Annotated in this window: 17 protein-coding genes and 1 tRNA gene; 11 read left to right on the top strand and 7 right to left on the bottom strand. The window is 70.5% G+C overall.

Annotated features, from left to right (window positions below):
- Nucleotides 1-110: 110 nt before the first annotated feature.
- The 3 genes from AB7V09_RS06965 to AB7V09_RS06975 all read left to right on the top strand — a co-directional run bounded on the left by AB7V09_RS06965 (nt 111) and on the right by AB7V09_RS06975 (nt 3,866).
- Entirely contained in the window at nt 111-665 is a 555-nt protein-coding gene (locus tag AB7V09_RS06965; protein ID WP_010613908.1) for an NADPH-dependent FMN reductase, read from the top strand.
- Between the two features lie 143 nt (nt 666-808).
- The gene (locus AB7V09_RS06970) at nt 809-2,797 is read left to right on the top strand and encodes a P-loop domain-containing protein (RefSeq protein ID WP_419143325.1); all 1,989 of its coding nucleotides are present in this window, start codon (nt 809-811) and stop codon (nt 2,795-2,797) included.
- Nucleotides 2,798-2,915: 118 nt separating this feature from the next.
- On the top strand, nt 2,916-3,866 hold the full coding sequence (locus tag AB7V09_RS06975) for a hypothetical protein (protein ID WP_419143326.1): 951 nt from the start codon (nt 2,916-2,918) through the stop codon (nt 3,864-3,866).
- A 137-nt stretch (nt 3,867-4,003) separates the two neighbouring features.
- On the opposite strand, the gene AB7V09_RS06980 is transcribed toward AB7V09_RS06975, so the two are convergent.
- From AB7V09_RS06980 to trhA, 6 genes are all read right to left on the bottom strand, one after another.
- Nucleotides 4,004-4,732 (bottom strand): hypothetical protein, encoded by a 729-nt coding sequence (locus AB7V09_RS06980; RefSeq protein WP_419143327.1) that lies wholly within the window; start codon nt 4,730-4,732, stop codon nt 4,004-4,006.
- 152 nt (nt 4,733-4,884) lie between these two features.
- Entirely contained in the window at nt 4,885-5,601 is a 717-nt protein-coding gene (msrA, locus tag AB7V09_RS06985) for a peptide-methionine (S)-S-oxide reductase MsrA (RefSeq protein ID WP_314920669.1), read from the bottom strand.
- A gap of 92 nt (nt 5,602-5,693) precedes the next feature.
- Nucleotides 5,694-6,158 carry a hypothetical protein gene (locus AB7V09_RS06990; protein ID WP_419143328.1) on the bottom strand — a complete coding sequence of 155 codons (465 nt, stop codon included), beginning with the start codon at nt 6,156-6,158 and terminating at the stop codon, nt 5,694-5,696.
- Nucleotides 6,155-6,781, bottom strand: a complete 627-nt coding sequence (locus AB7V09_RS06995; RefSeq protein WP_419143329.1) for a hypothetical protein — start codon at nt 6,779-6,781, stop codon at nt 6,155-6,157. Before AB7V09_RS06995 ends, AB7V09_RS06990 begins: the two co-directional genes overlap by 4 nt.
- A 151-nt stretch (nt 6,782-6,932) precedes the next feature.
- The gene (locus AB7V09_RS07000; protein ID WP_003787454.1) at nt 6,933-7,418 is read right to left on the bottom strand and encodes a GreA/GreB family elongation factor; all 486 of its coding nucleotides are present in this window, start codon (nt 7,416-7,418) and stop codon (nt 6,933-6,935) included.
- 345 nt (nt 7,419-7,763) lie between these two features.
- Nucleotides 7,764-8,474 carry a PAQR family membrane homeostasis protein TrhA gene (gene trhA / locus AB7V09_RS07005; RefSeq protein ID WP_075414118.1) on the bottom strand — a complete coding sequence of 237 codons (711 nt, stop codon included), beginning with the start codon at nt 8,472-8,474 and terminating at the stop codon, nt 7,764-7,766.
- A gap of 366 nt (nt 8,475-8,840) precedes the next feature.
- Here trhA and uppS point away from each other — a divergent pair, with 366 nt between their 5' ends.
- The 4 genes from uppS to AB7V09_RS07025 all read left to right on the top strand — a co-directional run bounded on the left by uppS (nt 8,841) and on the right by AB7V09_RS07025 (nt 13,121).
- The gene (gene uppS / locus AB7V09_RS07010; RefSeq protein WP_075414117.1) at nt 8,841-9,668 is read left to right on the top strand and encodes a polyprenyl diphosphate synthase; all 828 of its coding nucleotides are present in this window, start codon (nt 8,841-8,843) and stop codon (nt 9,666-9,668) included.
- A gap of 372 nt (nt 9,669-10,040) precedes the next feature.
- On the top strand, nt 10,041-11,519 hold the full coding sequence (locus tag AB7V09_RS07015; RefSeq protein ID WP_419143330.1) for a DEAD/DEAH box helicase: 1,479 nt from the start codon (nt 10,041-10,043) through the stop codon (nt 11,517-11,519).
- A gap of 155 nt (nt 11,520-11,674) precedes the next feature.
- A complete protein-coding gene (locus AB7V09_RS07020) occupies nt 11,675-12,100 on the top strand; it encodes a helix-turn-helix domain-containing protein (RefSeq protein WP_075414115.1) in 426 nt (141 codons plus the stop codon).
- Between the two features lie 166 nt (nt 12,101-12,266).
- A complete protein-coding gene (locus tag AB7V09_RS07025) occupies nt 12,267-13,121 on the top strand; it encodes a hypothetical protein (RefSeq protein ID WP_075414192.1) in 855 nt (284 codons plus the stop codon).
- Nucleotides 13,122-13,461: 340 nt separating this feature from the next.
- Here AB7V09_RS07025 and AB7V09_RS07030 read toward each other — a convergent pair.
- Nucleotides 13,462-13,535: transfer RNA gene (locus AB7V09_RS07030), tRNA-Lys, on the bottom strand.
- 237 nt (nt 13,536-13,772) lie between these two features.
- Here AB7V09_RS07030 and AB7V09_RS07035 point away from each other — a divergent pair.
- The 4 genes from AB7V09_RS07035 to pstS all read left to right on the top strand — a co-directional run bounded on the left by AB7V09_RS07035 (nt 13,773) and on the right by pstS (nt 20,047).
- Nucleotides 13,773-14,435 carry a hypothetical protein gene (locus AB7V09_RS07035; RefSeq protein ID WP_075414086.1) on the top strand — a complete coding sequence of 221 codons (663 nt, stop codon included), beginning with the start codon at nt 13,773-13,775 and terminating at the stop codon, nt 14,433-14,435.
- 349 nt (nt 14,436-14,784) lie between these two features.
- Complete coding sequence (locus AB7V09_RS07040; RefSeq protein ID WP_419143331.1) at nt 14,785-17,754, top strand: RNA degradosome polyphosphate kinase; 2,970 nt, start codon at nt 14,785-14,787, stop codon at nt 17,752-17,754.
- Between the two features lie 12 nt (nt 17,755-17,766).
- Nucleotides 17,767-18,795: an NUDIX hydrolase gene (locus tag AB7V09_RS07045; RefSeq protein WP_279012289.1), complete on the top strand. Its 1,029-nt coding sequence runs from the start codon at nt 17,767-17,769 to the stop codon at nt 18,793-18,795.
- Nucleotides 18,796-18,973: 178 nt separating this feature from the next.
- On the top strand, nt 18,974-20,047 hold the full coding sequence (gene pstS, locus AB7V09_RS07050) for a phosphate ABC transporter substrate-binding protein PstS (protein WP_419143332.1): 1,074 nt from the start codon (nt 18,974-18,976) through the stop codon (nt 20,045-20,047).
- Nucleotides 20,048-20,049: the final 2 nt, after the last annotated feature.

Genomic DNA, 20,049 nt, shown 5'->3' on the forward strand with positions numbered 1-20,049 from the left:
TGGAACTCCCATAAGGTTATTGCTAAATCAATTGTCGCGGCCGGGTGCGCCAAAGGAGTCTTCGCCTGACGCCGAACCCGACCCGGCTCATCCCGACCAGGAGAAAAAGCATGACCCGTCTTGCCGTCGTCGTCGGTTCCGTTCGCCCCAACCGCGTGGGTGGCTCCATCGCTCAGTGGGTGGTCGACCAGGCCAACAAGATCGAGGGCGTTGAGGCTGAGATCGTCGACATCGCCTCCTTCAACCTGCCCCTGTTCGCCGAGGAGATCCCCCCGCGCATGGCCGTCCCCAGCGACCCGGCCGGCGCCGCCTTCGATGAGGCCCTGAAGTCCTTCGATGCGCTGATCTTCGTCACCCCCGAGTACAACTTCTCCATCCCCGGCGCGCTGAAGAACGCCATCGACTTCCTCCAGCCCGGCGCTGTGGCCAACAAGGGCGTGGGCGTGGTCGGCTACTCCTACAGCGTCGGCATCCGCGCCGTCAGCCACCTCCAGCAGATTCTCCAGGGCATGGGCGCCACCGTTGTGGCCTCCAACGTGTTCCTGTCGCTCAACACCGACTTCGCCGACGGCGCCTTCTCGCCGGCCGCCTTCCACGACGCCGAGGTGCCGGCCATGGTGCGCGACGTCGTCGCCCACTCCGACGCCCTGGCCTCCCTGCGCTGAGGACGTCGAGCTCGGTCGTTCGGCTGAGCCGGAGGACACCAGTCCATCACGTCGCCGTCGGCGGTACCTGCGGGTGCTCCGGCGGCGACGTCGTTCGTGCCGGGGCTGGTGGGAGCGGTATGGCGGGTGGGTAGGGTTTCCCCATGACTGAGCGCAGCGAGCGAGGCGGTTCCCGCCGGGACGACAGGGGCGGATACGGCGAGCGCGGTGACCGAGGAGGCTCTGGTGGCGACCGCGGCTATCGAGGTGACCGTGGCTATCGGAGCGGCTCGGGTTACCGAGGAGGCTCGGGAGGCGGCCGTGGCGGTGACCGTGGCTACCGGGATGGCGAGCGCGGCCGCTCGCGCCGCGTCTACGACGACGAGCCCCGAGACGGCCTCCTGGCCGACCTCGTCGGCCACCTCCACGCCCTCGACGGACGCTCCTACGCCGCCTACAAGGCGATCGTCGGACGCTACCGGGCGCCCGCCGGCTGGTTCCTGCACATTGACCGCGTCCAGTCCGACCCCTACGCCCCGCCCACGCGCATACACGTGGATGTGCCCACCGACCTGCACGGCCTGGAGCTGCTCGACGAGGCCGACCTGCTGGCCGACGCAGACCGGCGCCTGGCCGTGGGCGACTTCCTCACCCGCGAGCTGCACGCGGGCTTCCGCGGCACGGCGCTGTCCATCGCCTCCCCGGGACAGGAGATCCTCCAGCGCTCCAGCATCATCCTGCGCCCCGAGGAGAAGAAGGAGGGGACCGGTTGGGTGCTGGAGGTCCGCGCCCGCCTGGCCCTGCCCGCCCAGGGCCGCTCCATCCAGGGCCACGAGGCCTCCCGGATCGTGGGGCGCGACCTCGTGCGCGAGCTGGAGGAGGCCATGGACCTCACCGGCGAGCGGGGCGACCGGCTCGTGCGCCACGTCGCCACCCTTGAGGACCACCGGGCCCTGACCGCGACGGTGGCCCGCAACGGCTGGGTGGCCTTCCTCGCCGACGGCTCCGTCCTGCCGCGCCGCTCCGGGGTGAGTGACGATCCCCTGGACGGCGGTGTTCCCCTCCAGGCTCCCGAGTCCATGGCCGCCACGGTGGAGCTCCCGCACGCCGGGACAGTGCGCGGCACTGTCGTCGAGGCGGGCGTCAATGTCATCGTCGGAGGTGGCTACCACGGCAAGTCCACGCTGTTGAGCGCCATCGAGCGCGGTGTCTACCCGCACGTGCCCGGGGACGGGCGCGAGCTCGTCGCCACGGTCCCCGACGCCGTCAAGGTGCGGGCCGCCGACGGGCGCGCCGTGACCGGCGTCGACCTGACCCCCTTCATCTCCCACCTGCCGGCCGGGCGCGACACCGCCTCCTTCACCACCCGCAACGCCTCGGGATCCACCTCCCAGGCCGCCTCCATCATCGAGGCCGTCGAGGCCGGCGCCACGACGCTGCTGCTGGACGAGGACACCTCCGCCACGAACCTGCTCATCCGCGACTCGCGCATGCGCGAGCTGGTGGCCGCCGAGCGCGAGCCCATCACGCCCCTGGTGGACCGCATCACCGCGCTGTTCCGCAGGAGGGGCGTCTCCACGGTCATGGTCATGGGCGGCTCCGGGGACTACCTGGACGTGGCCGACCGGGTCCTGCTCATGGACGCCTACCACCTGCGCGACGTCACCGAGCAGGCCCGCCGGGTCGTGGCCGACCAGCCCCGGCCCCTGACCGGCCTGGAGGACTTCGCCGCGCCCCGGCAGCGCGTCCCCGAGCCCGCCCCGCCGCGCACCCGCCGGGGGCCGGTGCGCACCCGCGCCCACGGCACCTCCACCCTGGTCCTTGACCGGGAGGACATCGACATCTCCGACGTCGGCGGCGTCACCGATCCGGGGCAGGCCGAGGCCATCGCCTACGCGCTGCGCGCCCTGCTGGAGCAGCGCTTCGACGGGGTCTCCCCGCTGCGCGAGTGCCTGGACGACCTGGAGGCCCTGCTCGATGAGGAGGGCCTAGACGCCCTGACCGACGAGCGCGAGCGGCCCGCCTTCCTCGTGCGCCCCCGCATGGTCGACGTCGCCGCGGCCGTCAGCCGCTACCGCAAGCTCGAGCTGGCCTCCCTCCGCGCACACTTCGACCAAAACTTCAAAATCGACCCGGAGCCGCGTCGTTTATGAAGATTCGGTCGAAGTGATCGGCGATCCCGGTCTCCACAACGGCGTCGTCGGCGCCCCGTTTCCACAGGACGGTGAGCGCGCTGAGTGAGAGCCGGGGCGTTGCGGGCAGCATGGGGGGATGACTACCGCAATCTCCTCCCCGCCCCTGTCCGACGGCGGGGCCCTGCGCCCGCTGATGTGGAACGAGATCGGTCTCGACTGCGCCGCGTGCGCACGCCCGGACCTCAGCCACGACTGGCTGCGCGTCGCCGCCGGCGTCTACGCGCCCCGCGCGGCCTGGCAGGAGGCTGCATGGATGGAGCGCTACGAGCTGCTGCTCGAGGCGGCGCACCGGAAGTACGGTGACGAGCTGGTGCTGGCGGGCGCCTCCGCCGTCGCCGCCTACGGGCTGCCACTGGTGGGGACGGTCCTGCGCCGGGTGGAGGTCGTGGACGGGCACCCCGGCCGGGTGCGGACCTCCTTGCTGAGGCGCCATGTCCGGCGCCCCGGCACTGAGGTCGTCAGAGTGGGCGGGCATCTCGCGGTCGCGCTGCCGGACGCGCTTATTGACCTGGCTCGGTGGAACGGCCTCATGGCGGGAGTCGCCGCCATGGATGCGGCCCTGAACAACGGGTTGTGCTCTGCGGAGGGACTGCAAGAGGCGCTGGAGCGTCTGCCCGAGACGGCAGGTGGCGGCCCTCGTGCTCGGCAGGCTGTGCGCCTGGCCGACGGCCGCTCCGAGTCGCCGGGCGAGTCGATCTCCCGCGTGCGCATGTGGGAGCACCGGCTTCCCCAGCCGGAGCTGCAGGTGAGTGTGCGGGTCGGGTCGGAGCTCTACATCCTGGACTTCTACTGGCCGGATCATGGGGTGGCCGGGGAGTTCGACGGTCGGGTCAAGTACCGGTCGGCCTCCTTCGGGCAGGACCCGGAGGATGTCGTGTGGCGTGAGAAGCTCCGGGAGGACGCGCTGCGGGCCTCGGGCCTGACGGTGGCCCGCTGGACATGGGCGCAGGCCTGGGGCGATGCCGGGGCGCAGATGCTGCGGCGGCTGGCCGCTGCCGGGGTCAGGCCCACTGGCCGACGCTGGTGAGCCCCCTCCTCCCTACTCCCTCACTCACTTCGACCGAATCTTCAGAATCGACCCGGAGCCGCGTCGATTCTGAAGATTCGGTCGAAGTGAGTGGGTCGGCGGGGGCTGGTGGGGGCTGTGCGGCTGCGCGGTTCGCGCTAAGCGGCTGAGCCGGCTCGGTACTCGGCGCGGTACTCGCTGGTGCGGGTGTGGATGAGACGGGGGATGGAGATGGTCTTGTCGAAGCTGCCGTCGCGGTAGCCGGCCTGGAGATTGAACAGCACCATGAGCCGCAGCGCCATGGGATTGCTCGTGCGAGCCACGCGCCGCAGCGTGGAGACTGGCATCTTGCGCAGGATGCCCGCGATCTTGCCGGCGTCACGCCAGTTGGCACGCACCGCCGGAACGTTGAGACGGTTGAGGGCCTCGACCTCGCGCAGGAAGAAGTCGGCGCCCTCTCTCTCAGCCGCGCGCCACCAGCCGGCGCGGTAGGTGGCCTCGAGCTGCTCGACGGCGTCGCACAGGGCGTCGTAGTCGACGCCGACGACCTCGGTGCGCAGCTCCTCGGCCCGGATCCGTTCCAGGGTGGCGTGCGCCAGCGGCAGGATGGCGCGGGCAACGTCGTCGACGGCGTTGTTGCGAGTGAGACGGTCAGCTTCCGGCAGGGGCTTGCCGTCGCGGGGCAGGTGCGCGTCGACCTCCTCCAAGTGCGCGACGGAGGTGCGCAGGTCGCCGGTGAGGCGGGCGGTGGAGCGCGGGACCCCCATGGCGATGAGCAGCTCGGTCGCGGCGCGCCACTGGAAGTCTGTGTCCTCAGACCAGTGGGTCTCCGGCTCCGCCCCCGCCGGAGACCGGTCCGACGGGGTGCGAGTCTGCTGGCTGCTCATAGGGGTTGAGCCTCCTGTGGTGCGCAGGGAAACAGGTCAGGAAGTCGCGGGCGCTCGCAGCTGGGAGTGCTGGCCGGCGGCCGGGGGACAGCATCTCAAGACAACGTGTGAGAACGCTGGTGATTGACCCGTCAATGGCTGGGGTGATGTCCTCAGGCCGGGGCGTCGTCGGGGGCCAGGATGTCGGTCTGGGCGGGCAGGTCCGTGATGCCGACCGGGCAGGTCACCCCGTTGGGGCCGTGGTTGCAGTAGCCGCTGGGGTTTTTGTGCAGGTAGGCCTGGTGATAGTCCTCAGCCAGGTAGTAGGGGCCGCCGAACTGAGCCGGCGCGTCCACGGCCTCTTCGATGGTGGTGACGCAGGTTCCCAGGCCCAGGCGGGTCAGCTCGCCCTGGAAGGCCTCACGTATCCGCACAGCCGCCTCGCGCTGGGCCGGCGTCGTCGTCCACACCGCCGAGCGGTACTGGGTGCCGACGTCGTTGCCGTGGCGGTTCAGGTGCGTGGAGTCGTGGTTCTCCCAGAAAGTCCGCAGCAGGGTCTCCCCGCCCTCGCCGCAGACCGTTGGGTTGTAGACGACGCGCACCGTCTCAGCGTGACCGGTCGCCCCGGTGCACACCTCCTGGTACGTGGGATTGGGTGTCTGACCGCCCATGTAGCCAACCGACGTCGAGACGACGCCGTCCTGGCGCCACAGGATCCGCTCCACCCCCCAGAAGCAGCCGGCCGCCAGGTAGATGACCCGACTGCCCTCGGGCCACGGCCCGTCCAGGGGCGTCTCCAGCACCGGGTGGTCTCCGGGGGTGGGCAGGACCGGCGTCTCGCGGCCGGCCGGCGCCGATCCGCTGAGCGAGTGACGAAGGGCGTTGAACATGAGGACACCGTACTGCGGCCGACCCCTATTCCCGCCCGCGCTTCACTGACCGCGAGGAACGGTCTGGGCGGAGGGACAGGTGCGGGTGTCGGTCAGGTGCTCGGTGAGGGCTCCGACCCGGAGCTGTTCAGCTCGAGCTGGGTGAAGGCCCTCTCGCGCCAGTTGAGGAAGCTCTGGAACCCACCGGTGAGCAGCGCCTGAAGCTCCTCGCCGCTGTTGACGCCGATGATGTCCTGCTCCTGATCCTCCGCGCTCATGTCTTGCGTGATGACTCGCAGATTCTCGGCCGTGTGGTTCCCACGCGGGACGACGAAACTGGGGCATCCTTGAGGGTTGACGATCATGAAGCCCGCCGAGATGCACAGATCAAAGATGAAGTCGCACTCACCGGAGGTGAGGTGGGCATGCCCGGTCCCGGCCGTCATCGCCTCATCCTCCTCGAGCACATTGGAGAAGTGGAAGTCCTGGAGCCCATCGACATTGATGTCGGAGCCGTCCTCGTTGAGCAGCGTTGCGGATGATGACCGGTCTGCGCTGGAGGGCGGGAAGACCTTCATGTGCATTCGACGCCGTTGCAAGAACTCCTGCACGCCGTCGCGATCCGGATCGACGAGTCGGTCTCCGTCGATCTTGTACAGATAAAGAGAGAAGCCCATGGGTGGATACGTCCCGTCCGTGGTTGGATTCCTCGTATCTGCGGGATACGCGTATACTCGTACTTTAATGCGGCTTGCATTTCCTGCCAACTGTTGGCCACAACAATCTCAATCTCACCTCGGTCTGCATCATCCCTCACCTCTTGCGGCAGTTGGTCGATCCGGTGATTCCCGCCCGGGATGACGAATAGTAGGGGGACGTCCACGTGAACGAGGAGGAAGTTCGTTGAGACGCACAAGTCGTAGAGCAGTTCGCACTCGTCATCGCTGAGATGGGCGTGTGCAATGAAAGCGCTCAGCTCCGAGTCGTGAATGGAGGGGTCGGAGAGGATGAGATCTCGTGGGTAGCCGTCGTCGAATAACAGTACCGAACCGTCTGCGTTCGTCAGGTGTGTGGTGTCGCTGGAGTGTGTGCTGCGCTGAAGGCTTAGTCCTCGGCGCTCAAGAAAGTCCGACAACCCCCGCTTGTCGCCCCCGATGCTGCGTCCGTCGCTGAATCTGTAGAAATACATTGCATAACCCACAGAACTCTCCTTGCGTCATCTCGAGGGTTGGTTGTTTTCTTGGGTGTCCATAGAATCTGAGCCGGGCACTTCTCGCGGCGCCCAACGGAAATTCGGTGGGGCTGCGCGAAGAATGCCCGGCTCGGTGGAAAGGGGTGGGCGGAAAAGAGGGTCAGACCCGCTCGACCTTGACGATCTCGGCCTGGATCTTCCGGCCGTTGGGGGCCTCATAGGAGACGGTGTCGCCCGCGCGGTGCCCCATGAGGGCCTGCCCCAGCGGGGCGTCGGGGGAGAAGACCTTGACGCCGTCGGGCACGTCCTCGGTGATCTCCTGGCCGCCCAGGGCGAAGACCTGCTCCTTGCCGGCCACCTTCGCCGTGACGATGGTGCCGGCCGAGACCGAGCCGTCGTCGGCCGCCTCGCCGATCTGGGCGTTCTCCAGGGTCTCCTCGAGCTGGATGATGCGCGCCTCGTTGAGCCCCGCCTCCTCGCGGGCGGCGTGGTAGCCGGCGTTCTCCCGCAGGTCACCCTCCTGGCGGGCCGCCTCCACGCGCTGGGCGATCTCCTTGCGCTCGGTCGTCTTGCGGTGCTCAAGCTCGGCGGCCAGCCGGTCGTAGGCCTCCTGGGTGAGCCAGGTGCCCTGTGACTGCTCGGACATGGGTCCTCCTTGGATGACTGGTGATGGTCGCTCGGCAGCCGGTCGGGCCACCTTGCGACGACGACACCCGGCGGCTCCTCGCGGGGCCGACCGGGTTTGAAGCGCGAGTCTACGCCGCAGCCTGAGGGAATGCTGTGCGGTTGGCGAAAGATACTGGAATACTCCGGGGCTGGGGTTGGGCGGCGGGGTGGGCGAATCCGTGCCGGTCCGCCTGATCGACGTCGTCGCAGGGGTTGGGGGAGGGGGTGGACATAGCAGTCGGCTCGACGGCGTGGCGGGCCGCCCACCGGGCCCAGCAGCCTCCGTGGCCGCCTCTCGGCCGTCCCGGCCGGCCGTCCGTCCCCGCTAGCGCAGAACCGCCAGGAAGCAGGCCACGCACTGGCAGGCCCACGCGGCCACGGTGCACACGTGGAAGATCTCGTGGAAGCCGAACCAGCGCGGCGAGGGGTCGGGAGTCTTGCGGGCGTAGACGACGGCGCCCAGCGTGTAGGTCACGCCGCCGGCCACCAGCAGCCACACGATCGCTGGGCCGCCCGCCCGCCAGAACTGCGGCAGGAACCAGATCGCCACCCAGCCCAGAATGATGTAGAGGGCGGTGGTGAACCAGCGCGGGGCGTGCATCCACAGCAGGTTCGTGGCCGTGCCGATCGCGGCGCCCGCCCACACGATGCCCAGGACCAGGGCGGCCGTGCGCGTCGGCAGCAGAGCCGCCGACAGGGGCGTGTAGGTGCCGGCGATGAGCAGGTAGATGTTCGCGTGGTCGATCCGCCGCAGCGTGGCCGCGACCTTCGTGGGCCAGTGCCCGGTGCCGATGTGGTAGACGCCGGAGTTGGCGAACAGCAGCAGCGAGCACGTCAGGTAGACGGCGCAGGCCCACTTCAGGCCCGCTCCCGGCGCCAGCACCGTCAGTACGATGCAGGCCGCCAGGGCCAGCGGTGCGGTACCGGCGTGGATCCATCCGCGCAGCCTGGGCTTGACGGAGGCGATGACGCCCTTGGCGCTCATGGACGTGGAGCGGCGCGGGGCCTGCGACGTCGAGGGCGATGTCGGTGACATGGGCGTGAGTGTCCTTCTGGGTGGTGTGGGGTGGGAACGGGTCGATGCTGAACCTTACGACTCCGTAGGTTACGTGAGCGTAGGTTTCGGTGGTAGGAGTCCGGGTGGCGATGTGACACGGCAGGCATGGTGGGGTGCGTCGGGAGGTTCCGGGGCCGCCGTCGCCAGAGCCGGTGCGGCCCGGCCGCCTGGCACGCCTCCTTTGTGCCCCGGCAACCCTGGGCGAACCTGATGGCCGGATTTGACCCGGCTGTTAACCGGCTCGTCCAGCGCAGGAGGGGCCTTGCGCGATAGCGTTGGAGGCGGCCCCGAGCCGTCGGGCCCCGTCCCCCAGCAACCCCACCGAGGAGCCCCGAGGAATACGGCATGGCAGGCGACAACCTCCTCTACGACATCTACGAGCGCCGGCTGGCTGCGCGCATCGACCCGGCCACGGTGCCCCACCACGTGGGTGTCATCCTCGACGGCAACCGCCGCTGGGCCAAGTCCATGGGCTTCGGGGCCGCGCAGGGCCACAAGCGCGGCGCGGACAAGATCGAGGAGTTCCTCGGGTGGGCCGAACAGATGGGGGTCCAGGTCGTCACCCTGTGGCTGCTGAGCACCGACAACCTCTCCCGCGACCCGGCCGAGCTCTCGCCCCTGCTGGACATCATCGCCCACGCCGTTGACGAGCTCGCCGAGACCGGCCGCTGGAGCCTGCGCCTCGTGGGTGCCGTCGACCTCTTGCCCGAGCCGCTGGCTGAGCGCCTGCGCGCCGCCGTCGTCCGCTCCCGGCCGTCGAGCGCGGAGGCCTCTGGGGCAGGCGGGTCGGCGGACGGGGCCGTCGAGACCGCTGAGGCCGAGGACCGGCGCATGCAGGTCAACATCGCCGTCGGCTACGGGGGTCGTCAGGAGATCGCCGATGCCGTGCGTGAGCTGCTGCGCGAGCGGGCCGCCGCCGGGGCGAGCCTGGAGGAGGTGGCCGCCTCACTCAGCGAGGAGGACATCACCGAGCACCTCTACACCAAGGGGCAGCCCGACCCCGACCTGGTCATCCGCACCTCGGGCGAGCAGCGGCTCTCCGGGTTCCTGCTGTGGCAGTCGGTGCACTCCGAGTACTACTTCTGCGAGGTCAACTGGCCGGCCTTCCGGCGCGTGGACTTCCTGCGGGCGCTGCGCGACTTCGCCAGCCGGGAACGCCGCCTGGGCAGGTAGCCGGCTTCAATGTGTGGCCGTCGGGGGTGGATCTGGGGTCTCAGGTGTCACGAATGGCGACTATTCCTTCGGTTCTGCGGCCGTCGTTTCCGGGGCGTGCCGTAAAACCGCTGGTCACAGCGTTTCGTGGGCCGCCGCATCGAGTGCCTGCGCAGTGAATAGTCGCCCGTAGTGACACATTGTGGGATCTCCGGCAGGATGGCTCTCTGGTCCGGGCGCTGCCCGACCTGGCTGGTGCCCCGGTCCCGGCGCGCGTCGACTCACCTGACGCCCCGCGCCGTCGAGCCGCGTACGCCGGCACCTCACGCACCGACGCGCACGCTGCCAGCGACACGCGCCGGCGTGCTCGCGGTCCCAAACGACAGGATCCTCGTGACCGCACACCGCACCTCCGCCTCACGCCGCTTCGCCTCCGGGAAGACCCCGGCCGCGGATGAGGCCACCTTCGCCGATCTCGGCGTGGACTCAGACCTCGCCGCCGACCTCGACGCCCGCGGCTTCACCGCGCCCTTCCCCATCCAGGCCGCCACCCTGCCCGACACCCTCGCCGGGCGCGACGTGCTCGGCCGCGGCCGCACCGGCTCGGGAAAGACCCTGGCCTTCAGCCTGCCGCTGGTCCAGCGTCTGGCGCAGCAGGACAAGGCCCGCCCCGGCCACCCCATCGGCCTGGTCCTGGCCCCCACCCGTGAACTCGCCCTCCAGATCGCCGAAGTCATCGAGCCCCTGGCTCGCGTCGTCGATATGGACGTGACCACCATCTTCGGCGGAGTCTCCGCCAAGCCCCAGGAGAAGGCCCTCAAGGCGGGGGTCGACGTCGTCGTCGCCTGCCCCGGCCGGCTCCTGGACCTCATGGGGCAGGGGCTCGTCAGCCTCGACGAGGTCGAGATCACCGTCCTGGACGAGGCCGACCACATGGCCGACCTCGGCTTTCTGCCCAATGTTCGCCGTATCCTGCGCGCCACCCCGCAGCGCGGCCAGCGCCTGCTGTTCTCCGCCACCCTGGACAACGGCGTGGACACCCTGGTCAAGGAGTTCCTCCACGACCCGCTGCAGCACTCCGTGGACCCCTCGACCTCGCCCGTGGACGCCATGACCCACCGCGTGTGGATGGTCGCGGACAAGACCGCCAAGGACGGCATCGTGCGGCGCCTGGCCTCCGGACAGGGGCAGCGCATCCTGTTCACCCGGACCAAGCACCTCGCCCGGCGCCTGGCCCGCAAGCTCGTCCAGGCCGGGATTCCGGCCGTCGAGCTGCAGGGCAACATGAGTCAGAACGCGCGCGAGCGCGCCATGCGGGCCTTCTCCACCGGGCAGGTGCACGTCATGGTCGCCACCGACATCGCCGCCCGGGGCATCGACGTCTCCGGCGTTGAGCTCGTGGTCCACGTCGACCCGCCCGCCGAGCACAAGGCCTACCTGCACCGCTCGGGCCGCACCGCGCGCGCCGGGGCCGCCGGGAGCGTCATCACCCTGGTCCTGCCCGAGCAGAAGCACGATGTGCAGGTCCTGCTCAAGAAGGCACGGATCCGTGCCGACATCGAGCGCATCCGGCCCGACGACGACGCCGTGGCCTCCCTCGTGGGGCAGGTCGCTGAGGCTGTCGCGCTGGAGGACATGCCCGAGGGCGTGGCCATCAAGGGCGGAAGCCCCAGTGGGCGGGCCTCCACCGGGCGGCCGGGCCACGGTCACGGCGAAGCGGGGCGCGGTCGGTCCGGTCGTGGGGCCAAGGGTGGTCAGGGCGGCCGGGGAGGTCGCAGCGGGGGAGTGCGCGGTGGGCGCAGCGGGAGCGCGGGGAAAGGCGGGCGCAGTGCGAAGCGACGCGGCGAAAGCGGCGAGCAGGCCACCGGGTAGTCCTCCGGTCGGGGTGGCCGCAGCGGTGGCTCCCGTGGACGTGGAGGCCGCGGTCGCGGGGCCAAGGGCGGTCAGGGCAGTCCTGCCTGAAGGCTTGCGGTAAACCAAGTTCGGGTGAAATGATCTTGGTGTAAGCAAAGCGCCTAGGGGGATCTGTGGACTACAACGCCACGCTCACGATTCACGCGAACAAGCCCGCCACTGAGAACGACGACATCGACGACGTCATGGAGGCCTTCGCCGCCTACCACCCCGCCGTCGGGGACGCACCCTCATGCCCCGGGGCTCTCAATGCAGTCATCACCCTGCCCGCCCACACGCTGACCCAGGCCGTGGCCACAGCCACCGCCCTGGCCGCCCAGGTCGGCGACCTGGTGGGGATCGAGGTCATCCCCACCAGAATGTGGGACCGCCGCGAGGGCCTGAAGATCGACGACGTCGAGTTCGTGGGCGTGTCCGAGGCCGCCGTCCGACTCGGGATCACTCCGCAGGCGGTGCGCGACCGCATTACCTCCGGGCGCCTGCCCGGCAAGAAGGTCGGACGCAACTGGGTCGTGTCCGACGCCGCGCTCCCGCACTGAGCCCCTACCCGCCTTGGTGAGCGGCGCCGGTGGTGCGGCGGTCCAGTCCCAGCTCCGGCCGAGCGGAACCGGGATGCCGGTGCTACCGTCGAGTGGCTGACGGCGATCGGGAAGGTGGGTGGAGAGCGTGGTGGCGCACCTTTCGCGGCGAGCCCTGACCGGCGCGATGGCGGGTCTCATCCTGGCCGGCTGCGCTTCTCGGGGTCCGCAGCGAGCGGCAACGCACTCGACTCCGCCGCCGTACCTGCGCTCGCGCGGGGCCGGCGCTGCGCCAAGCCTGCGGCCGACGTCGGGCGACCTGTCGGTTCCCGCCGCGTTCTCCTACACCGATGATGAGGACGAGACCTCCGACTGCATCTTCTACGCGACCGCGGGAGCGCCGGTCGGACTGGTCGTCTACCTCGACGGTGACGGGCAGTCCTTCCACAGTCAGGGGAACCAGGACCAGGACGAGAGGTCCCGCGGTGGCCTGGCCGGTGCCGGGGGAGTTGTCGAGGCGGCGAGCGCTCGCGGGTACGACGTTGTCTCGGTGCGCGCTCCCGGAGACGACGGAACCTGGTGGCTGGAGGATCAGGACGGCAAGGTCCACTACCTGGAGCAGGCGCTCGACTACGTGGTCGCCGAGTGCGGCGCCACCACGGATCGGGTCTGGCTCGTGGGCTACTCCGGCGGCTCGGAATTCATCAGCCAGTGGTTCTTCCCGGCCTACGCCGAGCGCATGGCGGGCGGGGGCTTCCTGCTCTTCGGGGGCGGCGACGCGCCCGAGGGGAAGATGGCCTTCTCCTCAGGCACCAAGGAACGGCTCTGGCTGAACTGGGTCACCGGGACGCGCGACGTGCCTGCCAACAGCCTCGACGGATTTGACGGCAGCGGGCACGCCCGCAACAGCCTGGCCTACTACCGCTCGGCGGGCTTCGGCCACACCTGGAGCGAATGGCCCGACGATGACCACGGCAGCATCACCGAGAAGTTCGGCAGCTACGTCGGGCGCGTGCTCGACGCCGCCGCAAGCGGAAAATGACTGAGCTGCCGCGGAGGCTGGATGGTGAGTCTCCGGAGCAGTCCGCGATCCGCGCGGTGCGGGCCCCGGGCTGGGTTGTCGCTGTGGCTGCGTAATCCGTACTCGCATCCGGCCATCTGGGCTGGCGCCGATTGAGCCTGGCTCAACGCGCGCGGCCTCTACCTTCCTCGTCGGCCGGAGTGTCCACCCCACGTGGATCGGCGCCACCTGAGCTCACCGGATTCCAGCAGCCATCACGCATCCCGAAACCATGTGCTGACAGGGCAGCGGGCTGGCGCAGCTGCCTGCGTCCCGGACATGAAGAAGGCCCCGGTCCCTTCCGGGGCCGAGGTCGGCTCGGTACCCCCTGTGGGGCTCGAACCCACGACCTTCGGATTAAAAGTCCGCAGCTCTGACCAACTGAGCTAAGGGGGCGCACCGACGGCCGGAAGCAGAGTCCAGACGCCATCGGCAGGGACCAGCATAACCGGACAACCGACCGCCGTGTCGAACTCGCCGCGCCGCCGCTGAACCTGCCTCCGCCAACCGTTGAGCCTGCGGCCTGCCTCCACCGTTGGCCGGAAGTGAACCCATGGGGGAGCGTCCACGCTCCCGCGAGACAATGGGGCTGCGCGTCGTCGCCGGCGCGCCCGCACCGCGTGAGGAGTCCCCATGGCCCGCCAGTTCCACCGCCCCGCCCGACTCGACCCCGAGGCCGCCGAACAGATCGAGGGCAGCACCGACACCGCCGTCGCCTCCGAGCTCGCCCACCGCGCTGCCCAGGCCCTCATCGGCGGATTCCCCGGCACCGAGACCGAGGACGACCCCATCACCCGCTCCGGCGTCGTCGCCGCGGTCGCCGCCAACGGCATCGACGACATCGCCGAGCTGTGGGCCGACTCCCCGGCCACCACCCTGCCCGGTACCCTGTGGCGCCTCTTCCTCGTGCGCGAGTGGATCCGCCGCGACCCCGAGCTCGTCGCCCGCCGCTACGCCACCCTCATCGACCTCACCGAGGCCGACGACACCACCAACGCCCGCCTCGAGTCCGCCCTCGGCGAGGCGCGCCCCGTGCCCTCCCCGACCGACCTGCGCGAGCACCTCGACGCCGTTCTGGCCGGCAGCGTTGAGGGCTCGGTGACCGAGATCGCCCCACTGCTGAGCGCCACCGCCGGATTCCTGCGCGCCCTGGCGGCCGGCTCTAACCCCGTGTGGATCGAGGACGACACCGACGAGCTCGCCGACCGCGTCACCCGCCGCGACTCCGCCCTCCTGGCCACCGCCGACGAGCTCACCGACGCCGCCCGCCGCGCCGCCGCCGGCCTCCTCGACTGAGAGGGCCTTGCGCAGGGGCGATCCGGGCGCGAGATGTCCAAATCGGATACAAAGGCCCGAAGTGAGTGTGTGAAGGTAGATCAGAACCGCATGATTCCGCGGATCTGTTGAAGCCGTGAAGAGTGCGCAAGCTCCTTTGTCTCCGATTTGGACACGATTGGCGAAATCATGCGCGCTTCGTTGGACGAGACGTGGGGGAGCGCGCAGCGGGGGCGCGGTCTCAGGTGGCGGGGTCGCCTATCGGCCGCGAGTCCCGAAGAATGGGCGTGAGCCGCAGCGCCTCGCATCATCGCTGAACTCGGGCGGACCCCCGCCCCACAAGGCCGCCCGGACGTGGGACTATGTGGCCATGACCAACGACGCGCCCCACTCCGCCCCCACCCCGCTCTCCCGCTTCCTGGGCGGGTGGATGCGTCACCCCAGCCCCCAGGAGCCCGAGCAGGTGCCCGACGACGCCGAGGCGACCGAGGCGACTGAGGCTGCCGAGACTGTTGAAGCCGCGGAAGCCACGGAGGCCGCTGAGTCGGCAGTCTCGCCCGAGGCTGCGAGCACCGACGGACCGGCCGTCTCCGCCGAGGTCCCCGGTCCCGACGCCCAGGGCGAGCCCGACGCCACCCCGACCGCCCCCGGCGACTCCTCCACCAGTGGTGAGACCCCCGTGGGGCAGGAGGTCCCTGAACGCGCCGACGCCCCGGGAGAATCCCCCAACCCGGCCGACTCGCACGACTCCGAGCGCGCCGACGACCCGGCCGACTCCACCAACCCCGACGACTCCGAGGGCGCTGAGGAGGCGGTCGAGGAGGAGCACGTCATCGAGGTCGCCGACCCGCGCGACTTCGCCGACGACTCCGGCCCTCAGTACGAGGATGAGGACTTCGACGACATCGTCGACGGCGAGGCGGCCCCCGCCCCCGGCCCCATCGGCATCGCGACCCCCGCCATCGCCCCCTCCTCCATCACCTCCACCAGCTCGCACTCGGCCCCGTCTGCCGCCGAGGCCCAGGCGGCGCCGGCCGCCACGGCGCCGAGGGACCCGGGTCTGCCCGCTCCCGGCAGCGCCCCCAGCGCGGGCCCCGCCGCCGGCTCCGCCAGCGCCCCCTCCGCGCCCTCCTCACTGAGCACGGCCGGCGCGGCCGGTGCCGGCGCCGCCGACGCCGCGGCCTCGGCCGCCTCCGCCGACACCGCCCAGGTGGACCCCGAGGATCTCCTGCCGCCCCTGAAGTCCTTTAAGAACCGCTTCATCGACCGCGAGCTGACCTGGCTGGACTTCAACGAGCGCGTCCTGGAGCAGGCCGAGGACCACACCCTGCCCCTGCTGGAGCGCGCCTGGTTCCTGTCGATCTTCTCCTCCAACCTGGACGAGTTCTACATGGTGCGCGTCGCCGGGCTCATGCGCCGCATCAAGGCCGGCATCACCCCGGTGCGCGCCTCCGGCCTGGACGCCCACCAGGTCCTGGCCCAGGTCACCAGCCGCACCAAGGAGCTCACCGCCCGCCAGGCCGCCCTCTTCCAGGAGGACATCCGCCCGGCCCTGGCCGAGCGAAACGTGAAGATCCTGGGCTGGGACGAGCTCAACTCCGACCAGCAGGAGCGTCTGACCCGCTACTTCCGCCACCAGATCTACCCGGTCCTCACCCCGCTGGCGGTCGACCCCTCCCACCCCTTCCCCTATATCTCGGGCCTGTCCCTCAACCTCGCCGTCATCCTGCGCAATCCGCGCAGCGGCAAGGAGCACTTCGCCCGCATCAAGGTGCCCGACTCCCTGCCGCGCCTCATCCAGGTCCCCGGCCGCGAGCTCGACGCCGCGGACAAGGCCGCCGGCTGCGCCGTCATCCCCATCGAGATCGTCATCGGTCAGCACCTCGACCACCTCTTCCCGGGTATGGACATCCTGGAGCACCACCTCTTCCGGGTCACCCGCAACGAGGACCTCGAGGTCGAGGAGGACGACGCCGAGAACCTCCTCAAGGCCATGGAGAAGGAGCTCGAGCGGCGCCGCTTCGGCGACTGCGTGCGCCTGGAGGTGGAGGACACCATCTCCTCCTTCATCCGCCGCTACCTGGTGCGCGCCCTGGGCCTCAAGGGCGACGACGTCTTCGAGCTCCCCGCGCCCCTGGACCTGACCTGCCTCAACCAGCTCCACGACCTGGACATCCCCGACCTGAAGTACCCGCGCTTCGTGCCGGTGACGGCCGCGGGCCTGGCCGCCTACGAGTCCTCCTCCGCGCCGGACGTCTTCGCCGCCATGCGCGAGCACGACGTCCTGCTGCACCACCCCTACGACTCCTTCTCCACCTCCGTCCAGGAGTTCGTGGCCCAGGCCGCCGCCGACCCCAAGGTCCTGGCCATCAAGCAGACCCTCTACCGCACCTCCGGCGACTCCCCGATCGTGGACGCCCTCATCGAGGCCGCCGAGGCCGGCAAGCAGGTCGTCGCCATCGTCGAGATCAAGGCCCGCTTCGACGAGGAGGCCAACATCTCCTGGGCCCGCAAGCTCGAGCGCGCCGGCGTCCACGTCGTCTACGGCATGGTCGGCCTCAAGACGCACTGCAAGCTGCTGCTGGTCGTGCGCCAGGAGTCCGACGGCCTGCGCCGCTACTGCCACGTCGGCACCGGCAACTACCACCCCAAGACCGCCCGCGGCTACGAGGACCTGGGGCTGCTGACCTGCGACCGCGACGTCGCCCAGGACCTGACCACCCTGTTCAACCAGCTCTCCGGCTACGCCCCGCGCGCCCGCTTCCGCCGCCTGCTCGTGGCCCCCCGGGGCCTGCGCGACGGGCTCGTGGAGCACATCGAGCAGGAGATCGCCAACCACAAGGCCGGCCTGCCCGCCTGGATCCGCATCAAGGTCAACTCCATCGTCGATGAGACCGTCATCGACGCCCTCTACCGCGCCTCGCGCGCCGGGGTGCCGGTCGACATCGTCGTGCGCGGCATCTGCGGCCTGCGCGCCGGCGTCGAGGGCCTCAGCGAGAACATCCGCGTCCGCTCGATCCTGGGGCGCTTCCTGGAGCACTCGCGCATCTACGCCTTCGCCGGCGGCGGGCAGACCGAGCTGTTCATCGGCTCGGCCGACCTCATGCACCGCAACCTCGACCGCCGCGTCGAGGCCCTGGTGCGCATCACCGACCCCGCCATGGTCGAGGACCTCGAGTGGCTGGTCACCCACTGCGCCTCCGACGACGTCGCCTCCTGGCACCTCCAGCCCGACGGATCCTGGGAGCGTCGCCTCCTCGACGCCGAGGGCAACCGCCTCGAGGACATCCAGGACAGCCTCATGGCCCGGGCGCGCTCGCGCGTCAAGGGCCGGCACTGAGACGGCCGTGCCATGAGCCCGTCCAGCAAGAAGAACCGGTCGCGCGAGACCGTGAAGGCCGCCGGCGCCCTGGTGTGGCGTGAGAACGGCAAGCACCTCGAGGTGCTCCTGGTCCACCGCCCCCGCTACGACGACTGGTCCATCCCCAAGGGCAAGGTCGAGCCCTGCGAGTCGGTGCGCACCTGCGCCGTGCGCGAGGTCGCCGAGGAGACTGGCGTCCAGGTCATCCTGGGCCAGCCCCTCAGCCGCGTGCACTACAAGCTCGCCGACGGCTCCCGCAAGGAGGTCCACTACTGGGCCGCCCGCGTCGCCCCCGAGGCCTCGGCCGCCGTCGCCGCCCGCTGCGCCGTCAAGCCCGCCTCGACCAAGGAGATCGACGCCGTCGAGTGGCTGCGCGTGGGACAGGCCCGCAAGCGCCTGACCTACTCCTACGACCGCGACCTGCTCGGCGAGCTCGTCGACCTGTGGGAAGACGGCAAGCTCGACACCTGGACCCTGGTCCTCGTGCGCCACGGCCGCGCCGTCAAGCGCTCCGTGTGGAACCGACCCAAGGAGCGGGACAAGGAGACCGACGAGGCCACCCGCCCCCTGACCCACGACCAGGGCGAGACCCGGGCCCGCGCCCTCGTCCCGATCCTCGCCGCCTACGGGGTGGGGCGCGTCCTCACCAGCCCCTGGAAGCGCTGCGTGGACACGGTCGCCCCCTACGCCGCGGCCGCGGGCCTGGACCTGGAGACGGCCGGGGCGCTCACCGAGATGGCCCACGCGGAGAGCCCCAAGGGGGTGCGCTCCGTGGTCAAGAAGGTCCTGCGCGTGCGCGAGGAGCCGACGGCGCTGTGCACCCACCGCCCCGTCCTGCCCACCGTCATGGAGGTCGTCTCCCAGTACGCCCCCGGCCGACTCCTGCGCTCCGTGCCCGACCGGGACCCCTGGCTCAAGACCGGCGAGATCCTCGTGGTCCACATGGCCCGCCGCCCCCGCGGCAAGATCCGCGCCGTCGCCATCGAGAAGCAGCGCCCCGTCCTGTCCGAAGGCCGCTGACCGGACCACTGCCCTGCGCACGGTGCCTCACAGTGACGGTCCTCATAGGGATCGTTTACCAACCGTTTACCCCGGTCACCCGGAACCTTCATCCGGGGCGCCTATCGTGACCGCTGCCTGACAATCACCCGGTATCCGACTGGACCCCCGACCCCCTCTGACTGAGCGAGGAGAGCCTGTGCTCCTGACCCGTCGCGGCGCCCTGGGCGCCCTGAGCGTGGCCACCCTGACTGCGCTGACCGCCTGCGGGCGCGACGCCGGCGCCGCCGACCCCAACGCCTCCAGCGGCCTGGTGGGGGAGATCCGCGGTGCGGGCGCCACCTCCCAGTCCGACGCGCAGGACGCCTGGATGAACACCTTCATGGGCGCCAACCTGCGCGCCACCGTCGACTACGCCGGCGGCGGCTCCGGGGCCGGGCGCACCAAGCTCGTCGAGGGTGCCGTCGACTTCGCCGGCACCGACACCCCCATGACCGCCGACGAGATCAGCCGGATCGGCGGCGCCGTCGAGCTGCCCCTCTACATCTCGCCCATCGCCGTGGCCTACAACCTGCCCGGCTTCACCGGCGAGTCCCACGTCAACATGACCGGCGAGGTCCTCGCCAAGGTCCTCTCCGGGGCCATCACCCGCTGGAACGACCCCGCCCTGGCCGCCCTCAACCCCGGCGCCGCCCTGCCCGACCTGCGAATCATCGTCGTGGGCCGCTCCGACGACTCCGGCACCACCAAGGCCCTGACCACCTACCTGGCCACCGTCGCCCCCAAGGCCTGGCCCCACGAGCCCGAGGAGACCTGGCCACTGCGCGGCGGCCAGTCCGGCGACGGCACCGCCGGCATGATCCAGACCGTCTCCGCGGCCACCGGCACCATCGGCTACGCCGACGCCTCCAAGGTCCCCGCCACCCTGGGCACCGTCGCCGTCGGCTCCAACGGGGCCTACGTGCCCGTCTCCGCCAAGGCCGCGGCCGCCGCCCTCGACACCGCCACCCTGGGCTCCGAGGCCGACGAGACCCGGCTGCTCTACCAGCCCAGCCACGACGCCGAGGGCGCCTACCCCATCGTCCTGGTCTCCTACCTCGCCGCCCGCCTGCGCTACGACGACGCCCAGATCGCCGCCGTCGTCAAGGCATACCTGCGCTTCGCCGCCTCCACCAGGGGGCAGGACGCCTCCACCAAGGCCACCGGCTGCGCCCCCATCACCCGCCAGATGCGCGAGAAGATCAACGCCGCCATCGACAAGATCGCCGCCTGAGG

The organism is Actinomyces sp. SKVG-SVH-4(1) (assembly GCF_048514265.1).
Classification (GTDB): Bacteria; Actinomycetota; Actinomycetes; order Actinomycetales; family Actinomycetaceae; genus Actinomyces; species Actinomyces oris.